This window comes from Lysinibacillus sp. FSL M8-0337 (genome assembly GCF_038593855.1).
Lineage (GTDB): Bacteria > Bacillota > Bacilli > Bacillales_A > Planococcaceae > Lysinibacillus > Lysinibacillus sphaericus_D.
In genome coordinates this window covers 658,252-681,072 of record NZ_CP151996.1, presented here as the reverse complement: position 1 = coordinate 681,072, position 22,821 = coordinate 658,252, and the positions used below count along the sequence as shown (strand labels likewise).

Annotated in this window: 18 protein-coding genes; 1 reads left to right on the top strand and 17 read right to left on the bottom strand. The window is 35.7% G+C overall.

What is annotated here, in order from left to right; translation table 11 throughout:
* Positions 1-216: 216 nt before the first annotated feature.
* From MKY08_RS03035 to MKY08_RS03020, 4 genes are all read right to left on the bottom strand, one after another.
* Complete coding sequence (locus MKY08_RS03035) at positions 217-1,398, bottom strand: DUF4097 family beta strand repeat-containing protein (protein ID WP_069510617.1); 1,182 nt, start codon at positions 1,396-1,398, stop codon at positions 217-219.
* A gap of 289 nt (positions 1,399-1,687) precedes the next feature.
* Positions 1,688-4,552: an excinuclease ABC subunit UvrA gene (gene uvrA, locus MKY08_RS03030; RefSeq protein ID WP_069510619.1), complete on the bottom strand. Its 2,865-nt coding sequence runs from the start codon at positions 4,550-4,552 to the stop codon at positions 1,688-1,690.
* A gap of 7 nt (positions 4,553-4,559) precedes the next feature.
* The gene (uvrB, locus tag MKY08_RS03025) at positions 4,560-6,539 is read right to left on the bottom strand and encodes an excinuclease ABC subunit UvrB (protein WP_069510621.1); all 1,980 of its coding nucleotides are present in this window, start codon (positions 6,537-6,539) and stop codon (positions 4,560-4,562) included.
* A 364-nt stretch (positions 6,540-6,903) separates the two neighbouring features.
* Positions 6,904-7,152, bottom strand: coding sequence for an IDEAL domain-containing protein (locus MKY08_RS03020; RefSeq protein WP_069510623.1), 249 nt, complete (start codon positions 7,150-7,152; stop codon positions 6,904-6,906).
* Between the two features lie 229 nt (positions 7,153-7,381).
* On the opposite strand from MKY08_RS03020, the gene MKY08_RS03015 reads away from it, so the two are divergent.
* Positions 7,382-7,891: a competence protein ComK gene (locus tag MKY08_RS03015; RefSeq protein WP_069510625.1), complete on the top strand. Its 510-nt coding sequence runs from the start codon at positions 7,382-7,384 to the stop codon at positions 7,889-7,891.
* Positions 7,892-7,980: 89 nt separating this feature from the next.
* On the opposite strand, the gene prfB is transcribed toward MKY08_RS03015, so the two are convergent.
* From prfB to MKY08_RS02950, 13 genes are all read right to left on the bottom strand, one after another.
* Positions 7,981-9,082 (bottom strand): peptide chain release factor 2 gene (prfB, locus tag MKY08_RS03010; protein ID WP_103977644.1). Its coding sequence is split into 2 segments (ribosomal slippage): positions 7,981-9,009 and positions 9,011-9,082, totalling 1,101 coding nucleotides; the frame shifts between segments, so codons are not numbered across the junction.
* 572 nt (positions 9,083-9,654) lie between these two features.
* Positions 9,655-10,203 carry a competence protein ComK gene (locus MKY08_RS03005; protein ID WP_256093144.1) on the bottom strand — a complete coding sequence of 183 codons (549 nt, stop codon included), beginning with the start codon at positions 10,201-10,203 and terminating at the stop codon, positions 9,655-9,657.
* Between the two features lie 347 nt (positions 10,204-10,550).
* Positions 10,551-13,064 (bottom strand): preprotein translocase subunit SecA, encoded by a 2,514-nt coding sequence (gene secA / locus MKY08_RS03000; protein ID WP_069510627.1) that lies wholly within the window; start codon positions 13,062-13,064, stop codon positions 10,551-10,553.
* A gap of 225 nt (positions 13,065-13,289) precedes the next feature.
* Complete coding sequence (fliB, locus tag MKY08_RS02995; protein WP_069510629.1) at positions 13,290-14,498, bottom strand: flagellin lysine-N-methylase; 1,209 nt, start codon at positions 14,496-14,498, stop codon at positions 13,290-13,292.
* Between the two features lie 84 nt (positions 14,499-14,582).
* Positions 14,583-15,134, bottom strand: coding sequence for a ribosome-associated translation inhibitor RaiA (raiA, locus tag MKY08_RS02990; protein WP_069510631.1), 552 nt, complete (start codon positions 15,132-15,134; stop codon positions 14,583-14,585).
* Between the two features lie 90 nt (positions 15,135-15,224).
* Positions 15,225-15,608 carry a PilZ domain-containing protein gene (locus tag MKY08_RS02985; RefSeq protein ID WP_069510633.1) on the bottom strand — a complete coding sequence of 128 codons (384 nt, stop codon included), beginning with the start codon at positions 15,606-15,608 and terminating at the stop codon, positions 15,225-15,227.
* Between the two features lie 426 nt (positions 15,609-16,034).
* Entirely contained in the window at positions 16,035-16,397 is a 363-nt protein-coding gene (locus tag MKY08_RS02980; RefSeq protein ID WP_081327905.1) for a hypothetical protein, read from the bottom strand.
* Positions 16,397-16,801, bottom strand: a complete 405-nt coding sequence (gene fliS, locus MKY08_RS02975) for a flagellar export chaperone FliS (protein WP_069510635.1) — start codon at positions 16,799-16,801, stop codon at positions 16,397-16,399. The genes MKY08_RS02980 and fliS overlap by 1 nt, the downstream gene beginning before the upstream one ends.
* Before the next feature lie 53 nt (positions 16,802-16,854).
* On the bottom strand, positions 16,855-19,224 hold the full coding sequence (gene fliD, locus MKY08_RS02970; RefSeq protein ID WP_069510637.1) for a flagellar filament capping protein FliD: 2,370 nt from the start codon (positions 19,222-19,224) through the stop codon (positions 16,855-16,857).
* Positions 19,225-19,246: 22 nt separating this feature from the next.
* A complete protein-coding gene (locus tag MKY08_RS02965; protein ID WP_069510639.1) occupies positions 19,247-19,633 on the bottom strand; it encodes a flagellar protein FlaG in 387 nt (128 codons plus the stop codon).
* A 288-nt stretch (positions 19,634-19,921) separates the two neighbouring features.
* Positions 19,922-21,094, bottom strand: a complete 1,173-nt coding sequence (locus MKY08_RS02960) for a glycosyltransferase (protein WP_141705569.1) — start codon at positions 21,092-21,094, stop codon at positions 19,922-19,924.
* Between the two features lie 5 nt (positions 21,095-21,099).
* Positions 21,100-21,777: an acylneuraminate cytidylyltransferase family protein gene (locus tag MKY08_RS02955; RefSeq protein WP_069510643.1), complete on the bottom strand. Its 678-nt coding sequence runs from the start codon at positions 21,775-21,777 to the stop codon at positions 21,100-21,102.
* Complete coding sequence (locus MKY08_RS02950; protein ID WP_069510645.1) at positions 21,767-22,819, bottom strand: nucleotidyltransferase family protein; 1,053 nt, start codon at positions 22,817-22,819, stop codon at positions 21,767-21,769. The genes MKY08_RS02955 and MKY08_RS02950 overlap by 11 nt, the downstream gene beginning before the upstream one ends.
* Positions 22,820-22,821 lie beyond the last annotated feature (2 nt).

Genomic DNA, 22,821 nt, shown 5'->3' with positions numbered 1-22,821 from the left:
CTCAATCTATGATTTTTTATTACAGTTTTATTTCATTCGTTGGAATATTCTCCTAATTAATTAATGTTTTTTGGAATATTTTATATCAATCTATCAAACACCAACAAAATAAAACAGGAATCGATGGAAATTTCTAGTCGATTCCTGTTTATTCCTTCATCTGAATATAAAAAAGCATTCAAGCAGTTTCGTCTCCTTGCTTGAATGCTCCTTATTTTACACTTCTTGTTCGTCAGTCGTTGTATAACGCACTAAAACTGCTCCTGTTTTCGACTCACCTTCAATAAATAGACGGTTGGCATCTTCCACTTCTTTATCAAAACGGACTACTTTAGATAAAAATTGATCTTGTGTCTCAATTTTCGATGCATCTTGAATACCGACATCTACTTTACCAAAATTCGTTACAATTTTACCGCTTAACGACATTGTACGTGGTACATATATTTCTACAGCACCTGCAACTGTATGTGCTTTAATTTTTGAAGACTTACTAGAGCATGTTGTCACTACAACATGTCCATTTATAGATTTAGCTTCTACTTCATCTAATGCACCATCTAAATATACGCGCCCATTCAAAGTTTCAGCTTCTAAATCTTTACCACGAACATCCGTTAGTTCGATGGAGCCATTCGATGAATCCACTTCCGCCTTCGTAAATACAAGCTTTGAACCTTTAATCGCACCATTCAATGTTTTCAGTTTTAATTGCTCCAGCTCGATATTTTGTAAAGTTACGCCACCATTCATTAAACGGACAGATAATTTATCTAATTTTTCCTTTGGTGCAAGTACTTGTACATTAACTTGTACTAGCTTTAATTGACTTAAAATTCGGAGTGAGTCTTCTTCACTTTTCACAACAAATTGCTCCAAGAAATGATTACGTGTTTCTTCCTCATTATCATTCACTAGAGGTGCTTTGACCTTACAAATAATTTGGAAAGTATCACCTTCACACGGTTCTAATGAAAAATTACCATTTGGTAGCTCAACCATAATATTTTCTATATGCGCTGCTGCAAGTTCTTCGGTATGTGTAAATTCAAATTTATCTCCAAATGGTGAAGAGACATCGAATTCTTTTACTTTTTTAACTGCAGTATTCATCATATCCATAAAGAGTGAACCAATTTGTGTTAAATCTTTACGAAAATCATGGATTTCATCTTGGAAATACTTTGTGAAATCTTCCTCTTTCTTCTTTTTTTGTTCTTCTTTAAAGATAGGTTCTTTTTCTGCTGAGGATTGCTGATCCGTATTCGACGCATCGTTCATACTGCTTTCAGTGGACTTGTTAGGTTGCTCTAATGCTTCTAATAATGTAATCGCCTCTTGCGCTGAAATTGTTCCTTTTTCCACAAGTTCTAAAATTCGTTGACGTTCATTTTGCATAATGGTATAGCCTCCCACAGATTGTTATATTTATTTATACGTCTCCATATGTGAAAAGTTTCACTGAAAAAAGAAAAAGCATGCACTGTCATACAGTTAAAAAGTTTTCATGCCTGCTATCTAGATGTTTTTTTGATACTGTAATTTAAAAAATCTGCTACATTTCCAGAGTGAAAATAAGACTTATGCTAGATGTGCCAAATGCTTAATAGCGTGCGAGGTCTTAAATCTCACCCTCGGAAACAGAGCAGATTTTTATAATTTTTTTCTTTTTGCTGATTGTAAAAATTTATTTTATTGCTTCTGTTAAAGCTGTTTCCATACGTTGACGATCACGTATTAATATTGGTTTTAAATATTTACCGGTATAAGAGCCAGCCACTTCCATTACTTCTTCAGGTGTACCAGTTGCAACAATGGTACCTCCTTTGTCGCCACCTTCTGGCCCTAGATCAATAATGTAATCCGCTGTTTTAATAACATCTAAATTATGCTCAATAACGAGCACCGAATCCCCATTTTCTACAAGTCGTTGTAAAACAATTAGTAAACGTGCAATATCGTCTGCATGTAAGCCCGTCGTCGGCTCATCTAAAATGTAAAATGACTTACCTGTTGAGCGACGATGTAATTCAGATGCCAATTTGACACGTTGCGCCTCACCACCAGATAGTGTTGTCGCAGGTTGACCTAATTTCATATACCCTAAGCCAACATCAACAATCGTTTGTAATTTTCGTTGAATTTTAGGGATATTTTCGAAAAACACGACGGCATTTTCAATTGTCATATCTAAAATATCGGCAATACTTTTATCTTTATATTTTACTTCAAGTGTTTCACGGTTGTATCGTTTCCCATGGCATACCTCACATGGCACATAAACATCTGGTAGGAAATGCATTTCAATTTTAATAATCCCGTCACCCCGACATGCTTCACAACGGCCACCTTTAACGTTAAAGCTAAAACGTCCTTTTTTATAGCCACGTACTTTTGCTTCATTTGTTGTGGCAAACACATCGCGAATATCGTCAAAGACACCCGTATACGTTGCAGGATTGGAGCGAGGGGTTCTCCCTATTGGCGATTGGTCAATATCGATAACCTTTTCCAATTCATCGATCCCTGATACTTCTTTATGTGCGCCTGGCTTTACCTTTGAACGGTTGAGCTTTTGGGCTAATGTTTTATATAAAATTTCATTAATTAGTGTTGATTTACCTGATCCAGATACACCTGTTACTGCTACAAATAAACCTAATGGCACATCTACTTTGACGTTCTGTAGATTGTTTTCCTTTGCCCCCACTATAGATAATTTACGTCCAGTTGGTTTACGACGCTCTACTGGTAGTGGTATAAACTTCTTGCCACTCAAATATTGACCAGTTAACGACTGCGGATTATCCATGACTTCCTGTGGCGTACCTGCTGCTACAATTTGCCCACCGTGTACACCAGCGCCTGGACCAACATCAATCAGATAATCTGCCGCTAGCATTGTGTCTTCATCATGCTCGACAACAATCAGTGTATTGCCGATATCTCGCATATTTTGTAGCGTACTAATAAGACGGTCATTGTCTCGCTGATGTAGTCCAATGGATGGTTCATCTAAAATATAGAGTACACCTGTTAAGCGAGAGCCAATTTGTGTTGCCAAACGAATTCGTTGTGCTTCTCCACCTGAAAGTGTTCCAGCTGCACGATTTAATGTTAAATAATCTAACCCTACATTTACTAGGAAGCCAAGTCGTTCATCGATTTCACGCAATACGAGCCTCGCAATTTGCATATCCTTTTCAGATAAATCGAGCTCTTTGAAAAACGTATCTGCCTCCTGAATCGAATACGCTGTTACTTGTCCAATATGTTGATCGCCAATTTTTACAGCTAATGTTTCAGGCTTTAATCGGTAACCTTTACAAGATGGACAAGCTTGCTGTGCCATATATTTCTCCATTTGCTCTCGTACATAATCAGAAGTTGTTTCTTTAAAACGGCGCTCTACATTGCGCACCACACCTTCAAATTCAATCATCTGATCTCGTACATTGCCAAATTCATTTTCATAATAGAAGCGAATTTTATCTTTACCAGAACCATATAAAATCTTATCCATCTTGTCTTTCGGTAAATCTTTGACAGGTACGTCCATCGGAATAGCGTAATGATCACATACTGCCTTTAATAGTTGTGGATAATATTGTGAGCTGGTAGGCTCCCATGGTGCAATGGCGTGCTCTAATAATGAACGTTCCCAATCTGGCACGATTAATTCTAAATCAACCTCCTGTGTTGTTCCTAACCCGTCACAGCTTGTACATGCTCCAAACGGACTGTTAAATGAAAACATACGAGGCTCTAGCTCCCCTATTGAAAATCCACATAATGGGCAGGCATGATGTTCGCTAAATAATAATTCTTCATGTTCCATGACATCAACAAGAACGCGTCCTTCTGCTAATCGAAGGGCTGTTTCTAACGAATCACTAAGACGAGCTGCAATCCCCTCTTTAACAACAACGCGATCGACTACAACTTCTATCGAATGCTTTTTATTTTTATCAAGATCAATCGCATCGTCTAAATCGCGTAATTCACCGTCAATCCGTACGCGTACAAAGCCTTGCTTTTTCAAGTCTTCTAGTAACTTGACATGTGTTCCTTTACGACCTGAAATCATCGGTGCCAGTAATTGCATTTTCGTACGTTCTGGATAAACTAATAAACGATCCACCATTTGCTCAATCGTTTGTGATGTAATTTCTATACCATGATTTGGACATATTGGCTTCCCAATACGAGCGAATAGTAAACGTAAATAATCATAGATTTCCGTAACGGTGCCAACTGTTGAGCGCGGATTACGACTTGTCGTTTTCTGATCGATTGAAATGGCAGGCGATAGCCCCTCAATTGCATCTACATCTGGTTTATCCATTTGGCCGAGAAATTGGCGCGCATAGGCAGATAGCGATTCTACATAACGACGTTGCCCCTCGGCATATATCGTATCAAACGCTAATGAAGACTTCCCAGAACCCGATAAACCTGTTAACACGACTAATTGATCACGTGGAATTGTGACATTTATATTTTTTAAATTATGTGCTCGTGCGCCTTGCACGACGATTTCTGTATTTTTCACAAGCCAATCACCCTTCTGCTTTCAATTCAAATATTGTATCTCGTAGTTCAGCTGCTCGTTCGAAATCAAGCGCTTTAGCCGCTTCCTTCATCTCTACTTCAAGAGATGCCAGCAATTTCTCTTTCTCTGCCTTCGTCAACTTCTTGCCTTTCGTTGCCTTTGTTACATAAGATTCCTCTTCCTCTGCCACTTGTGTCGCACGAATAACATCCGGAATCTTTTTGACAATCGTTTTCGGTGTAATGCCATGTTCCTCATTGTACGCCATTTGAATTGAACGACGACGTTTCGTTTCCTCAATTGCTTTGCTCATTGAATCTGTCATGTTATCTGCGTACATAATGACATGTCCATTGGCATTACGTGCCGCACGACCAATTGTTTGAATAAGCGAACGTTCCGAACGTAAAAACCCTTCCTTATCAGCATCTAATATCGCTACAAGTGATACTTCAGGAATATCTAAACCTTCACGCAATAAATTAATGCCGATTAGTACATCATATGTACCTTTACGAAGCTCGCGAATAATTTCAATACGCTCTAATGTCTTAATCTCTGAATGTAAGTATTCCACTTTTAAGCCCATTTCCTTCAAATAAGCAGATAAATCTTCCGACATTTTTTTCGTCAACGTTGTAACGAGGACACGTTCATTGCACGCAATACGGTCATGAATTTCGTCAATTAAATCATCGATTTGCCCTTCAATCGGACGCACGTCAATTAATGGATCAAGTAATCCTGTCGGACGAATAATTTGTTCCACCATTTCCGGTGTATGTTCAAGTTCATATGGACCAGGCGTTGCTGATACATAAATGGCTTGATGTATATGTCTCTCAAACTCCTCAAAACGCAAAGGACGATTGTCTAGTGCAGATGGCAAACGGAAGCCATGCTCCACTAGTACCCCTTTTCGGGCTTGGTCCCCGTTATACATACCCCGTACCTGTGGTAATGTCACGTGACTCTCATCAACAATTAGCAGAAAGTCTTCTGGGAAGTAATCAAGTAATGTGTATGGTGTGGCACCAGCTTCACGTAATGTTAAATGACGTGAGTAGTTTTCAATACCTGAACAAAAGCCCATTTCACGCATCATTTCTAAATCATAGCGCGTGCGTTGCTCTAAACGCTGCGCTTCCAATAGCTTATCTTCTGCTCGCAATAACGCAAGACGTTGTTCTAATTCTTGTTCAATATTGTCAATCGCTTTCAGCATTTTTTCTTCGCGTGTAACGAAGTGGGAGGCTGGGAAAATTGCTACATGGTCACGATCTGCCAATATTTCTCCTGTTAACGCATCGACTTCTCGAATGCGATCAATCTCATCTCCGAAAAATTCCACACGAACGCAATGTTCATCACGAGAGGCTGGGAAAATTTCGACAACGTCACCTCGCACACGAAACGTTCCGCGTGTAAAACTAATATCATTACGTTCATATTGCACATCTACTAGTTTTCGAAGCAACTGATTGCGTTCAATCTCCATCCCTGTTCGAATGGATACAACCAATTCGCGATATTCTTCAGGAGAACCTAAACCATATATACAAGACACTGAAGCAATAATGATGACATCATCACGTTCGAACAGAGCTGATGTCGCTGAGTGACGCAGCTTGTCGATTTCATCATTAATGCTTGAATCTTTTTCGATATACGTATCTGTTTGTGGAACATACGCTTCAGGCTGAAAGTAATCATAATAACTCACAAAGTATTCAACCGCATTATTTGGGAAGAACTCTTTGAACTCACTATATAATTGACCTGCTAGTGTTTTATTGTGGGCCATAATCAGCGTTGGTTTTTTTACTTGCTGGATAACATTAGAAATTGTAAATGTTTTGCCCGTTCCTGTTGCGCCGAGCAAAGTTTGATGTCGTTTCCCTTCACGTACACCCTCCACTAATTCCGCAATCGCCTGTGGCTGATCCCCGTTAGGCTGATATGGCGCCTGTAAATCAAATGTTTGCACGCATGTTCCCGTCCTTTCCTTCCAATTTGTACATATATTTTAGCATAGCAGCACTAAAATATCGAACATTTAACGAACGAATGTTTGTTATTTTTCTCAATTTCGCATTTTCCATTTTATTACAACTCATTTTTTTATCGTTACTCATCACTACAACTAACGCTATCTTTTATTTCTCTAGAAGCTAAACACTTTAACTCCTTATATCCATCATTAGGTATATACCTTTTCTTTAATCATACAATTCTATAAATTTTACAAATGACAAAGAAAATTATCCTTATTGTCCTATGAATGCAATAAGGTGCTTTCTATTTCATTACATACAAAAAAATCCGCTCCCCGTAACGGAAAGCGGTCTTATCTAGTATTGTTCACTGGCTATTTTGTGTAATGCCTCTAGTTCAGCTGCGTATAGATGAAAAGCCTTTTCATCACGTTCATCGAGTGTTCTATCTATCAGAACCATTAGCTGTTCTTCACGATGCATACGCTGGATATGATTTAAAAATAAATCTAAATAAATCTCGTTCAATAATTTCTCTGCCTCATCAACTTTTTTTGACTGACCAACGGCTTTTAGAAAATCTGTGTACGAATAATATTTATCCAACGATCTCCACCTCGATCCTTTTCTAAATTATAAGAAAATTCAGACCAAATTGCAACGTTAAACAAATTAAAATCAACTATCATTTATTAGAATTATAGCGTATTTTTAAGCAAATTTCTAAAGAAATAGTATCAATTTCTAGACATTTTCGTTTTTTATCCATATTTTCAGTATTCGTCTTGGTCATTTACACTACAAATAAATATTCCCAAAAGGAGGCATTACATATATGTCCAAAAATTATGTAAATGGTTATTTAATGTCTTTCAATACTTACTTATTACAACCGATTCAACATGAATCTAAAATTTTCACTAGGGTCATCGACAAGCATAATGAGCTAATTGTGACACGCAAGCCTTTGCATGTTTTACGGAAGTCATGCATTTCAATGGGCACAACGTATGAAGCAGCAAAATTTTCTGCGAAACGTTTTTTTGGTAATCAACATAAACTGCCAATTGTTGTTGCTTATGATTATGGCTTTCCTTGCATTTTTTTGCCGACCTACTCGCCAAACTCTATACATAATATTTGGATTGGACTTCATGCCATTTCGAATATTTCACCAAGCAATGATGGTTGTATCATTACGTTGAAAAATGAGATGAAAATCGAGCTCCCTATTAAATATGGCTCGATTAGTAAACAATTTGTCAATGCATCTATGCTCTATAAACATTATATGGAAGAGCGCAAGCAACTTAGCCATGATGCCCCCTATCACCCTCCATTTTGAGTGCCTGACACCTAGAAAATTCAGAATTGTTTGAGTGCCTGACACCTTAAAAAACCTCAGAAGCTTGTTGCTTCTGAGGTTTTCATTCATTATCCGATTTTAGAACGTAAATAGGCATTGATGAATGGATCTATGTCTCCGTCCATAACTGCTCCTACATTCCCTGTTTCTTCACTTGTGCGATGATCTTTTACCATTGAGTATGGATGGAACACGTATGAACGAATTTGAGAACCCCAGCCAATTTCCTTTTGCTCTCCACGAATTTCATCAAGTTGTGCTTGTTGCTTGTCAATTTCTAACTGGTATAATTTACCTTTCAACATCGTCATGGCTTTTTCACGGTTTTTAATTTGTGAACGCTCTGCTTGACATTGAACAACAGTACCTGTTGGAATATGCGTAATACGGACCGCTGAATCGGTTGTATTAATATGCTGACCACCTGCACCTGTTGCACGATACGTATCAATTTTTAAATCCTCGGTACGAATATCTACTTCAATATTGTCATCAAATTCTGGCATAACATCGCATGAAACGAATGATGTATGACGACGACCAGATGAATCAAACGGTGAAATACGTACTAAACGGTGTACGCCTTTTTCTGCCTGTAAGTAACCGTACGCATTATGTCCTTTAATAGATAATGTTACAGATTTAATACCAGCTTCATCACCTGGAAGATAATCGACTGTTTCTACTTTAAAGCCACGTTTTTCAGCCCAACGCGTATACATACGAAGCAACATCGAACCCCAGTCTTGAGACTCAGTACCACCAGCACCAGGATGCAGCTCTAAAATCGCATTGTTATGATCGTATGGGCCACTTAATAGTAGTTGCAGCTCAAAATCATTCATTTTTTGTTGGAATTCCGCTAGCTCATTGCCTAGCTCCTCTTGCAATTCCTCATCAGGCTCTTCACGCAATAACTCCAGTGTCATATCTAAGTTTTCATGTGTATCTACTAATTCTTTATATTCATTAACAATGGCCTTCAAGCCATTCCCTTCATTAATGACTACTTGTGCTCCTTGTTGATCGTCCCAGAAACCAGGCTCTAACATCATTTCATCTAATTCCTGAATACGTGCCTCCTTGTTTTCTAAGTCAAAGAGACCCCCTAAAGTCCGCCAATTTAGTGGCTGTAGTGTCTAACACATTACGTACATCTGCTAATTCAATCATTGTTAAATCCTCCGAACATTTTTAATGGATATTATAAATAAAATCCGTATCTTTTTATTATAGCGTTTTTGAGGCGGAAAACATACTATTTTCAATATCTCCATAGGTTGCGCTTAAAAAATGGCAAAGCTTGAACAAAAAAATAGTAGTACAAACTAGCTTAGCTTGTGCTACTATTTTCTTTGTTCAATTTCACTAATTTAATTTTCCAAGTAAGCTTTTACGCGCTTCCGTATGAATCTTTTGATCACAATGCTCGCATGTCAAACGTCTATTTCGATTTACCTTATAAAGTTGATATTTCCTTGTTCCTTCTAAAAGCTTAAACAGTTTCTTACAACAAATACAAGTCGTTTCATAATAAATCATCCATTTCCACCCTTTCGTATAAGCAAATATTATTCATTTGTATTCAAATTTAGCTCGTGAACTAGTTCACTAGTAAATGTCTGCAATTGATAATAGTTAGTTTACATTTGAAAAAGCATGAAGAAAATAAAGATGCAATGAATGCATTCTTGGTACTTACTTCCGTGATTTATCTTGGGGTAATTATGCGTGGTTAATCTCTAGCTCTCATCTTGCTTTGAATCATCCTCCAACTTTGCCATACGTTGAAAAACTTTGACTCGATCAAATTGTACAAGTAAATGCTTTGTACGCTTCTCAAGCTTATATTTTAATAAGAACGCCCTTTGAATACGGTATTCAAAGGCTTTTGGGCTAACATCCACAATAATTTCTTGGCCGTTCATAAAGACCACCTTTGTTTGCTTTTTATCAACTGCGATATAGTCATCAATATGATGCACAGCAAACCAAATACATTCAGGATGTAAGGGCGACTTACTAGGGAACCATAAAATATTAAAACGCTCATGAACAACAATAGGATTTTTATTCAGCTTACCTAATATCATCTTAGAACCATCAAAAGCCCCTCGTAAGCTAGACCCAAAATAACGAAGATTAAAATCCATTAACCTTGTAGGTGATAATTTAGATATATATTGAAAGTCCCTTTCAATTACACGTGTACATAAATTTCCAAAGGCATCATACTCAGGTATATACAACATAGTTTCACTACTCATAATGTCTCCACAATTATAATGCAATGATTACTCCTCCTTAAATATCATGTTTATTATCTGAATTAAAAAGGAATGTACATGTATCTCGTTGTACTCTATGTACTTCCTCGAGCATACCCTCGAGAATTTTGTCTACTGAAGATCAATTCACCTCCCTTTTAGTCAAAAAAGAAAGTTCATGTGGACTTAATGAAATTATTCAATAATCTGCTATACTATTCACTTTCATTGTACTAAATACCTATTGTTACAATTATTGTATACTCTCAGTTGTCTATTGTCTATTAATTCTGACTTTTAACCCCATATTTTCTAGAAATAGATAAAAAAGATCAACTCAACTATCCGTTGAATTGATCTTTTACTATTATTTATTGACCTGCACCATGACAGTTTTTAAATTTCTTTCCACTACCACATGGGCATAAATCATTTCGACCAATATTTTCCGCATTACGTACAGGTTGTTTTTTCGGTGCTGGAGAACCATCTTCTTTCGGGTTCACAGCCTGACCTTTCGCAACCTCTTCACGTTCTAAGTTACTGCGAATTTCAGCTTTCATCGCATATTTCGCTACATCTTCACGAATGGAAGCCACCATATCCTCAAACATAGCAAAGCCTTCTTGTTGATATTCGCGTAATGGATCATTTTGACCATAAGCACGTAAGTGTATCCCTTGTCGTAATTGATCCATTGCGTCAATATGGTCAATCCACTTCGTATCAATCGAACGCAATAAGATAACTTTTTCAAACTCACGCATACGCTCTGGTGTTAGCTCTGCTTCTTTTTCATCATAGCGTTGATGCACAGCGTCAGAAATAAGTGCAATAATGTCTTCAGCAGACTTACCTTGGAAATCAGCTACTTTTAATGTACCCTCTTCTAATAGATTTGCGGATACATAATCCTCAATCGCTTTTAAGTTCCAATCGTTCTGCTGCTCTCCTTGTGTATAAAGGCCAACAACATTATCAATTGTTTCCTGAATCATGGACTCTACAAGTACACGCATATTTTCTGTTTCTAAAACATCATAACGTTCTTTGTAAATAATCTCACGTTGCTGACGTAAAACATCATCATATTGTAATAAACGTTTACGTGCATCAAAGTTATTCCCTTCAACACGTTTCTGCGCTGATTCTACAGCTCTTGATACTACTTTCGATTGTAATGGTTGTGAATCATCCATTCCTAATCGCATCATCATCGACTTCATATTGTCAGAGCCAAAGCGACGCATTAAATCATCTTCCAGTGACAAGTAGAATTGCGTAACCCCTGGATTCCCTTGACGTCCAGAACGACCACGTAACTGATTATCAATACGACGTGATTCGTGACGCTCTGTACCGATAACTGCTAAACCACCAATTTCTAATACACCTTCACCAGGTTTAATATCCGTACCACGACCAGCCATATTCGTTGCGATCGTAACAGCACCTTTTAAACCAGCATTTGCGATGATTTCCGCTTCACGCTCATGGTTTTTCGCATTCAATACGTTATGTGGAATTTTATGTTTATTAAGCAATTGCGAAATAATTTCTGACGTTTCAATCGCAACTGTACCGACAAGTACAGGTTGTCCTGCCTTATGGCGTTCAGCAATGTCAGCCGCCACCGCTTTATATTTTCCTTCCATCGAAGCAAAAATTAAATCTGGACGGTCATCACGAGCGATAGGCTTATTCGTTGGAATCGCAATAACACTCATATTGTAAATATTGCGGAACTCTTCTTCTTCTGTTTTCGCTGTACCTGTCATACCCGCAAGTTTCTGATACATACGGAAATAGTTTTGGAATGTAATTGTAGCCATTGTCATCGATTCATTTTGAATCTCAACGCCCTCTTTAGCTTCAATTGCTTGGTGAAGGCCATCCGAATAGCGACGCCCTTTCATTAAACGTCCCGTAAAGCCGTCAACAATGACAATTTCGCCATCTTGGACTACATAGTCAACATCATTATGCATACTCACATGTGCCTTTAATGATTGGTTAATTGCATGATTTAATCGTACATGTGTTAAATCAAATAAATTGTCGATACCAAATGCTTTTTCGGCTTTTTCTACACCAGCATCCGTTAACGTAACACCTTTTGTCGACTCTTCATATGTGTAATCTGTCTCTGCACTTAACATGCGGACAAATGCATTTGACTGTTTGTACAATTGTGCTGATTTCCCAGCCTGACCCGAGATAATTAATGGCGTACGTGCTTCATCAATTAAAATCGAGTCAACCTCATCGATAACAGCATAGTGTAACGGACGTTGCACACGTTCTTCTTTATAAAGCACCATATTGTCACGTAAATAGTCAAACCCTAACTCATTGTTTGTACTATACGTAATATCCGCTTCATATGCAGCGCGCTTCTCTTCTTTTGACAAACTGTTTAAATTTAAACCTACAGTAAGGCCTAAGAAATTATACAGTTGGCCCATCTCAGCAGCGTCACGACTAGCCAAGTATTCATTGACTGTCACAACATGCACGCCTTTACCAGTAATAGCATTTAAATAAACCGCCATCGTCGCTGTTAACGTTTTACCTTCACCGGTTTTCATCTCTGAAATATTACCTTCATCAAGTGAAGCAGCACCCATGATTTGCACGCGGAAAGGATACATGCCTAATACACGTTTCGACGCCTCACGACTCACCGCAAACGCTTCAGCACGAATAGAATCTAATTTTTCGCCATCTGCATAACGCTTTTTAAATTCTTCTGTCTTCGCTTGTAGTTGGTCATCTGAAAGCTGTTCCATTTGAGAAGCGAATCCCTCAACTTGGTCAGCGATTTTTTCTAATTTTTTTAACTCACGTTTATTGAAATCAAATAATTTATTTAATAGGTTTGCCATGAATATTTTTCACTTCCTATACGAGTCTCAAATTTCATTTTACCATTGTGTAACAGTTTCATGCAAACAGTGTCCTTAAAGCGCTAACTGAAATGGGATAAAGTAAGTTTAATTCATTAACTTACATTAATCACCATTTGTAATAATTGTACTGCATATTCCATAAAAAACCTCTCGCTATAGTGAGGCTACAACAAGAGGTAAAAAAATATTTCTTTATATTAACTAACTCTTTAATAAAACAATCATATGAGCCATCGTTGAATAACCGCTCTCGTTAAGCATTTCGCGAACATTTTGTAAATAAGCTAAATCATGTTCAATCGTTTTAGCATAGGATTGAATTAGTTTAATGACCAACTCAGTAGTCAATCCTTTATGATGCCCTGCCATTCCAATTAAATGAAGCTTAATGATTGAAATATTTACCGATAACATAACAAAACTCTCAAATAAATTAGGCTGATCAAATGGGAATAAATTTTTAAATACATAATTTACAGCATAATTTTCAAGTATATATTCGTGCTCTCTCATGAATGGAGCATAATATTCGGCATAAAATCTTTTATACAATAAAATAGAATCATTAATATCTGTACCATCATTTAGCTGTAAGGAATTTATCATATCATTCACACAGTCCAAATAACGTTGGCTCGAAATGCCGCCCATTAAACGATAACTCAAAAGTTCTTTTGCCATATTCATTTGAAACGATAGATTATCTGGTAAATTTAGTAATAATTGAATTTGCTCATCATCATTTAGAATATTTTTATATCGAGTCATTATAGGTTCTAATTGTATTGCCCAATCCTTTATTGGTATTTCGCTTATTTTTTGAAAAAACATGCCAATAACTATTAATCGCACATCTAAAGATTGCTTACGATTTTGTAACATTTCGATTGTAAACATTCTTAATTCCCAAAAATGTGGTTTTTCTTTGGAATCTAGTTTCGCATCAACTAGTATATTTTTTTTGGTTTGCTCCTCATCAATGATAAAATTAATGCCTGTCTCATTAAGTAACATTAAACGTGCTGCCTCGGGACATGAAGGTGTCAAACTTTTCTCAAGACGATTATCAACTTCCTTTACTATTCTTGGATATACCGAACATGTATGACACAAAAACTCTTCACCAAGTTCTGCCTGTATTTTGCACCAACCATCTTCAGTCAGCATGGTACATACATTATTTTCAGTCATTTTAATTTTCCCATAAGAAAAATCAGATGGATTTGAACGCTCTCTAGTTATGTATTTTTTTAATTCTTCTTTAATCCCTGGTTTACTAATATTACGATATTTTTGAAAGGTTGTTTTATCAACAGCGACTTTCCAACCTGCGCAACAAGTATCTTCACATGAAGCACCTATACATGAAAACTTCGTTAAATATTCAGGTATTAATATTTCTCTATACATACATCACACATCCTTAGTTTTATTAATTTTATCTTAATAAAAAAACTCCCGCCAATGCGAGAGTTCTTTTTACTATTTTAATGTTTAAGTTGTTTCGATTAAGCCGTACTTGCCATCTTTACGTTTGTAAACAATGTTTGTACCATTTGATTCAGCATCAGTGAAAATATAGAAATCATGTCCTAACATATTCATCTGTAACACCGCTTCTTCTTGATCCATCGGTTTTAAATCAAATTGTTTTGTACGCACAATAGAATACTCGTCATCCTCTGTTACTGTATCAGCTACAGCTTGTGATGTAGCAAAATAAAGTCCTGCACCTTCACGCTCACGGAATTTACGGTTTACTTTAGTTTTATGTTTGCGAATTTGTCGTTCTAATTTATCAACAATTAAATCGATTGCAGCATACATATCATTATGACGTTCTTCTGCACGAAGTGTTAAGTTTTTCATTGGAATTGTAACTTCCACTTTTGTTTGTTTGTCATTGTAAACCTTTAAATTTACGTTAGCATTGGCGTTAACATCTTCGTTAAAATAACGTTCAACTTTTTCGATTTTATTTTCAACATACTCTCGAATAGCTGGAGTTACCTCAATATTTTCACCGCGAATGTTAAAGTTTAACATGTAAACTCCTCCTTTATAACTGCTATACTTTATATTTCTACACAAGTGTGTGAAATTCCTCTAAAATAATTCTTTTTTTCACAAGAAATTTTAAGAATTGATTTTTTTCATCTTGGCTTCTGCTGCCTCTTTTTTACGGCGGGCTTTTAGCTCATCAACAATCAAATCCTCAACAGCACCCTGATTATTGAAAAACACACCATATTGTTTCCCATTGCCAAAAGGACGACTCCAAATGACCTCTCCGTATACGCGAATTTCTCTTGTATCCAAAACAAAACGCAAATCAAGCGGAGACGGACGGAAACCTAAATCGACCTCAGTAAACATTTTTAATCCCCTCGGACTAATATCTAATAAATCGGCCATAGCCGTTTGTGCATGGTCCACTTTGCCATTCTCATATATCGCAAAAGTCATATTAACAGGCTCTTCAAACTTAAAACGGAAGCCTTCTTGACGTTTAAATTTCATTTTCCCCACTCCAATACTTTTCAAACATTTCGATAGCTTGATTATGACACGAATGCACGATTTCCATCCAGAGGGAATTAGTAACATATTTTACCGTTTGATAGCATAATTTATGACTATATCGTTTCATGCCGTCAATCTTTTAATGATTCTGTTTCATTGTTTATAAAATACCATTTAAATATTACATAATTTTTTAAATACATTAATCGGAAAAAGTGCTGAATTTAAAATATTTGAATACTATTATTGAAAAGTAAATGGTAAAGATTATCCGAACAAATTGTAACAAAATTAAAAAGTATGAGTTCGGTACAATTCCGAACCCATACTAAATATTACAAATGAAATGATTCCTATATTATTCAATTTTAAAAAGGCATACAGGAAAAAACTTAAGGGGTCATTCAAAAATAAGCGATTAGATTATTTCTTGCCATCATAGTATCTACCATCTATGGAACTTACATTACTATATGGATTTAAATAGACTTGTTCAGACTTTTTGGACTGTTGCAAGTTTCTCATATCTGTTTTAATTGTATCCATTACTTTTTTTAGTCGCCCCTGAATACCTGCATCCAATTTAATTAAATGTGGTGTTAACTGATGTCCATCTAGTGACACACTATTAGAAGACATCACTTCCTCAAGAAGTTGGCCACGTTTTTCTAGAAATTCATCAATTTTTTCAATGTATTGATCACGTTCATCGCCATCTGGTATAACAGTTAAATGTTCATAAAGCTGGGCTGATGTCGCAAGTAATTTTTCAACTGGCCCCATCATCACACTTGGTTTCCATTTCCATACTGTTGTTGACGATTGATACGTAGAACTTCCTTCCACGTATCTCGGAATTCAGTAACTAAACCTTCAACTTCTTCAATAATAGCAATATCATTTTTTATGTTTGCTTCAACCAAGCGTCTATTCATATATTCATATAGTGCTAGCATATTTTTTGAAATTTCGACATTCATATTCAAGGTTGTTATAAATTCGCTTATAATAGCTTGCGCCTTTAATAAATTCGTGTTTTTTTCTTGAATTTTCTTTTCTTGAATAGCCTGTTTAGCCTTCGCTAAGAACTTTAAACAACCATTGTAAAGCATTAATGTTAGCTCGCCTGGCGATGCTGTAGTAACACTATTTTGTTTATAAATATTATGGGCTGATGTTTGTGCTGCCATTCAAAGACAACTCCTTTTTATTACCTTTTAACTAAATTATACTAAAACTATTACTACTGTCCACTAAATTGTGAGAACATACCGGATTGTGAATTTGCTTTGTTAATTGCTTTCTCCATTGCACTAAATTGTTTCCAATAGCGACTCTCAATACTTTCTAATTTCGTCTTCCAAATATCAATTCGTTTTTCCATATCAACGAGATTTTTCCCGATTGTATAAGAATTATCTACGCTTGAAGCAAGTCCGGCTTTTTTCTCAATATCATTAGAAAAAGTCTTTAGGGAATCACGTAATTTCAGTAAAAATCCTTGTGTATTAGCTGTTACCTCTTGCCCATTTACTGTTACTTTTTCTTTTACATCACCTTTATTTGTAAATAACGCAGTTACTGCATCCGGATCTTCTTCAATTGCTTTACGTAATTTCAATTCGTCAATTTCTAACGTACCGCCGTCATTGTATGATTTTGAAGAAGTAATGCCAATTTTATATAACGTATTAAAATTCGGATTCGATACTGCAGGATTCGCTTCATAGACCAACCCACGAATATCTGATAATCCACCTCGCAACACTGAATCACTACGTAAAAGGCCACTTTTTGCTTTTTCTTCCCAAAGCTTAATTTCATTTTCTGACATTTCTTTTCGTTGCTCTTCTGTTAAAGGTGCATACGTACGATATCTCTTCTCTTTTGTTTGATCGTTAATATCTTTAACAAGTCCGTTATAAGTCGTAACAAACTCTTTAATCTTAGTCATCATATCATCAACATCTGTAGATGATGTCATTGTTACAGGAGGTATATTTGGTGCAGTAGAAGGCTTACTAGCTTCTGCATCTGCAGCAGCTTGAGCAGCAATTAAATTTGCTTCAGCTTGTTTTAAGCGCTCATCGCCAGCATTAAAATTATTTTGCGCTTGTACTTTCAATGCTAATTTTTCGTCATAAGGAATTTGCACTACTGCAACTTCTTGATATTTCTGAAGGTCTACATCACTTATATCTTTTAAAGATTGCTTTTGGGCATCACTTAACTTTGATAAATTTGTTTTCAATGTTCCATCTGGAAGACTTTCTATTGAAGCATTTAAAGTTTCTTTACTAGAAAAATCAAAACCTTTAATTGTAGTAATATCAGAAGCTGACAAGCCACTTAGAAATTCCTTATTTAAAGAATTATAAGTCTTCAGAGATAAATCTTTATTAGCAGCATCTTGAAATTTACCTAGCTGTGTCTCATCTAATGTTTCCACCAATAATAAATCATCTTTACTTAGATTTCCAAGTTTCGTTTTCAATTCTGGTGAAAAATCAGGGCTGCTATTGATTGCCGCTTTAATCGTTGCCTCATCAGCATTTTGATCAATCGTTAGATTTTGTAATTGCGTCATTTCAGCAGCAGTAAGTGATTTAAAAAATTCGCTGTTATTGATTTGATTAAATGCTTCTTGTTCAGTAGCATTTAAGCTATTTTTAAATACTTCATCAAATTTATCTAGATATGGTTGTTTTACTGCATCAAAATTAGCGATAGCCGTATCTAATAGATTCTGTAACTGATTTTTACTAATTTGAGCATTATCGCGTTCTTCTTTAGCTGCCTTTAAATTTTCAGTAATAGTAGTAGATGCGTTAAATGTTTCTTTTAATGTTACAGAGTAACCCGCAATAGAAAATGTATTAGAATTTTTTTCAGTTGCAATACCGTTCACTTGTAAAACAGCATTTTGACCATTATTAGCCAAATCTCCTGAAGTTGCACCTACTAGAGAACTAAAACCAAGTTTACCGAAAACATCCGCACCGGCTTCTACTGTAATTTCAGCTCCTGTGCCAAGTTTATTATCTCCAGTATTTTTTGCAGAAATCGAAAGTTTACCGTTTTCAAATAAAGCATTTACACCCGCATTACTACTATTAATTTTTTCAACAAGCTTAGCAACCGTTGTTGTATTTGGGTCAAATTCAATTGTTGTCGCTTGCTCTGCTAATTTCCCATTAGCTTGAATTGCCCTTAACTCAATTTTGCCATCTGTAATGCCTAGTTCTTGTAATGTTGTATTACCTGTAGCATTCACTTGTTTATCGCTAACACCACGAGCAGCCGAAGCCAATTGCGATACACCTTCAATAGATAATGAACCAGATGCTTGCGAAGTGGCAGTAGCAGACACATAGTTAGAATTTGATGACGTTGCAGTTTTTTTGTTGAAGCCTTTTATTAATAAATTATCACCTATATAAGTATGAAATGTTTTTAACTTTGCATTAATGCTACGATATGCATCTCGTGTCCATTCAGTTGTTTGCTTTTTTTGTTGTAATTTAGTGAGTGGAATTTTTTCTGCCGCCATTAATTTTGATACTAATGAATCAATATCCATTCCTGAAGCTAATCCACCAATTCGGTTTACCATTATATATTCCTCCTAAAAATCCCTATATTTTTTCATCTACAATCATTCCTAAAAGCTTTTGCATTTCATAAAATGCATCTAATAACTTTTTCGGTGGTATTTCCTTAACGACCTCTTCCGTTTGAGTATCTACTAATTGTACAAAATAACGATCTAATCCATCATGCAACACAAACTTTGATGAACTGTGACTGATATGTAAAAATTCATTCACGGTATCTATCGCTTGTTCCAGCTTTTCTTTTGGTATATCTTGCTCGTCGCTTGCAATAATTGATTTTTCTGCAACTGGCTGTGAAGCTACTTTATTAGATACAGTAGGCTTTGTTACCATTTCTGAGCTTTTCACCTTTGTACTGTCTGAAGTAGCTATAGCCTCGATTGATTGTCCTTGCGCTATAATACGCATAAATGCCAACCTCCTAAGCTTTTTAGATAACTTGTACTTAATATCGGATGTTTTTTAGAAAGATTCACTTTTATAACAAAATGATTGGTAACATTTTCATTAATTCGTAAAAAACGACCTTACGTTAAATTCAAACGAAAAGTCGTATTTGCTTTATCAAGTTTATTTATATGGGTGAGATTGAAATTATAAGAAAGCGATTTTCGATTTTTTAAATTTCATTATGTATTTCATCTGTATGTTTAGTAAAAACACTTTGGAAATATCGTATACAAGTAAAAGCTAGCTTTAAATATGATTAGAAAGTTTAACATCATTAAAAATATCAACAATCATCTTTGCTCGCTCTTCAAAAGTATGCGATCCTTTAACTGCTTGCCATCCTGCTTGAGAAATTTTTTCTCTACGCCCATCATCTTGTAAAATGGCCTGAATGGATTCAACCATTTCCTCGAGATGATTGAAGTTATAAAAAATTATTTCTTCATCTGCTAAAAATAATTCTCTTAGGTATGGCGTTTCATTTGTTACTACTACAGATCTTGCCGCCATTCCGGCAAAGATTCTTTCATGTGTACCATCACGCAGTAATGCTTGAAAATTCATCACTATTTTAGACTTTCTCATTAATTCCTGCGTCTGCCAATAATTTACCGACTCATGAAGACGGACATTTGGGTATTTCATCACGGGAGAAGAAGACCAGTTATTACCATAAATTTCCACATTAAAACCGGCATCGGCTAAAGCCATAATTACTTTCAAACGATTCACTGAATAAACATAACGACCAATTTCATGAACCATCTTCACAAACTCAGGTGTTTCATTTAATCGTAATTCAATCATAATATCACGCTTTTTAAAAGCCTCTTTAAACTCTTCTATATAGTATCTACTTGTATCAGCTAAGCAATTTTCTATAACTTCTTCACAAATAGCTCGTATTGCTGGTGATTGTCCATTAATATAACCTTTATAATTAGACATATCTGAATATGAACCACTGACTAAAATATCAATTGTCTTGTCACACGGTTCAATAGATAATTCAATAGCTGCATGTGGAAGCAAATACGTATTTTTAACATTTAGTCCGAATGTTTCTAAATTATTCACGTCATGCCGGTCCATTAAAGTTAGGATATCGATATCACGTAAATTTTGGATACGTCCTAGATGATCAATAGGGTGGTCGATAAGTAAAAGGATATAAGGCGCTTTGACTACCTGATTCAAAACTTCTTGCTGGTCTGTAAATATACCATTAAACGAAATAACAGCATCAACATCCATTTGCAAACTTGTAATAATTTGTTCATTACTAGAATAAATCGTATCCAGTATTATTGTCTCTACACCTATTTTTTCAAACCCTTTTGCAAGTGAATCTATCCAATATCTTAGAACATTATAATTAGAACTACCTTTTAAAAGGAGGACTTTTTTCAAATTACTCACCTCAATTAGGACTTCCCTATTAAATATTCACTGATTTCAAAATCTAATACAGTGTCAATGTCCAACGAATTTTCATTTGACATAATAAAAGATGTTGTCTCCTCTGTTAAAAAGGTTTTTTTCTCTATTATGTCTTCTACTCTCGCTACATAAATAGCTCCATTTAAAACGTATACATTCGGTAAATCCTGCCTTCTTGTAGCTAACTTATCCTGTTCAATAATGGGCTTCATCTTGCCATTTTCTATTGTATACATCCAATAAGGTGATTGCTCTGCCTCCGTTACTGAAACGCAGAACTTAGCTTGTTGGTTTATGGTATATTCAATACAATTGTCTATATCTTCTACAGTACGGAACGGTGAAGTTGGTTGCAATAATACTACATACTCATATCCTTCACATTGCTCTAGTGCATGGAGAACAGCAGTAATACCTGGTGTATCATCTTGTGCTAGCTCTATTGGTCTTACAAAAGGCACATCACACCCATATTCTTTTGCTATCTGAATGATTTCTTCATTATCTGATGATAGTATCGTTCGCGTAATGTATTTGGATTTTTTTGCTTCTTCAATTGTCCATGCAATTAATGGTTTTCCTGCTAACACTTTAATATTTTTTCGCGGTACACCTTTTGAACCTCCGCGTGCAGGGATAATCGCTAAAACTTTAGGCTTCATTTAAAAGCTCCTTAAACTCATTATTTGCTTTATTGAAATCATCCATTTGTCCAATATCTAGCCAATATTCTCTAATTGGAAAAACAGATGTTTTACTATTTTCTTCTATTAATTTTTCAAACAAAGATGGCATATCATAAAATTCATCCTGTGGAATATAGTCCAGTACATCAGGATTTAATACATAAATTCCCGCATTTACAAAACTACGATGAATTGGCTTTTCTCTTATTGTTACCAAATCTGTACCATCCGTTTCAATTACACCGTATGGAATTTGATATTCAAACTCTCTTACACACATCGTGGCAACAGAGTCATGCTCCATATGGAATTGCATCAATTGATCGAAATTAATTTGTGTAAGCAAATCTCCATTCATCACAAAAAATGGTTTCGTCGGTCTACTTTTTAGTAACGATAGTGCTCCAGCAGTCCCCATTTTTTTGTCTTCTTCAATATACTCAATCGTTACATCAAATGCTTCCCCATTTTGAAAATAGTCCTGGATTACCTCTTTTTTGTAATTGACAGAAAAAATAAAATTTGTATATCCATATTGCTTGAAACCTTCTATTATTGTTTCTAAAATTGGCTTATTCCCAACTCTAAGCATTGGTTTTGGTGTATCGTTCGTTAATGGTCGCAACCTTGTACCTAATCCACCAAGCATTAATACAACCGTGTTTTTATTTAAGGTCGTTTCAATATTGTCCGTAAAAAGTATATTGATAATTCTATTATTCTCATCTACAATAGGTAACTGCTTAAGCATTTTTGATTTCATTAATTGCTTATATTTGTGATATTTTTGACCGCTTCTTGCACTTATTGGATTTGGGTTCATAATGGACGTTATAGTTACATCCAGACCTTCACCTCGCAAAATACCACGGCGTATATCTCCATCTGTGACAGTTCCAAGCAAATGTTGTTCTTCATCTACAACTACTGCAAATTGCAGAGAAGAATCATCAATAATTTTCATTGTATCTAGTAAAGTATGATTTTGATTAACTAGCGTTTTTTGCCATTGTTTCATAT

Excerpts from the sequence above, each read along its gene's own strand:
- raiA (WP_069510631.1), bottom strand. The coding sequence starts at position 15,134 with ATGTTAAACTTTAACATTCGCGGTGAAAATATTGAGGTAACTCCAGCT.
- fliB (WP_069510629.1), bottom strand. The coding sequence starts at position 14,498 with ATGTATAGAGAAATATTAATACCTGAATATTTAACGAAGTTTTCATGT.
- MKY08_RS03015 (WP_069510625.1), top strand. The coding sequence starts at position 7,382 with ATGTCCAAAAATTATGTAAATGGTTATTTAATGTCTTTCAATACTTAC.
- MKY08_RS02950 (WP_069510645.1), bottom strand. The coding sequence starts at position 22,819 with ATGAAACAATGGCAAAAAACGCTAGTTAATCAAAATCATACTTTACTA.
- fliD (WP_069510637.1), bottom strand. The coding sequence starts at position 19,224 with ATGGTAAACCGAATTGGTGGATTAGCTTCAGGAATGGATATTGATTCA.
- MKY08_RS02955 (WP_069510643.1), bottom strand. The coding sequence starts at position 21,777 with ATGAAGCCTAAAGTTTTAGCGATTATCCCTGCACGCGGAGGTTCAAAA.
- MKY08_RS02985 (WP_069510633.1), bottom strand. The coding sequence starts at position 15,608 with ATGAAATTTAAACGTCAAGAAGGCTTCCGTTTTAAGTTTGAAGAGCCT.
- fliS (WP_069510635.1), bottom strand. The coding sequence starts at position 16,801 with ATGGCAGCACAAACATCAGCCCATAATATTTATAAACAAAATAGTGTT.
- MKY08_RS03035 (WP_069510617.1), bottom strand. The coding sequence starts at position 1,398 with ATGCAAAATGAACGTCAACGAATTTTAGAACTTGTGGAAAAAGGAACA.
- secA (WP_069510627.1), bottom strand. The coding sequence starts at position 13,064 with ATGGCAAACCTATTAAATAAATTATTTGATTTCAATAAACGTGAGTTA.
- MKY08_RS02965 (WP_069510639.1), bottom strand. The coding sequence starts at position 19,633 with ATGCGTATTATAGCGCAAGGACAATCAATCGAGGCTATAGCTACTTCA.
- MKY08_RS02980 (WP_081327905.1), bottom strand. The coding sequence starts at position 16,397 with ATGATGGGGCCAGTTGAAAAATTACTTGCGACATCAGCCCAGCTTTAT.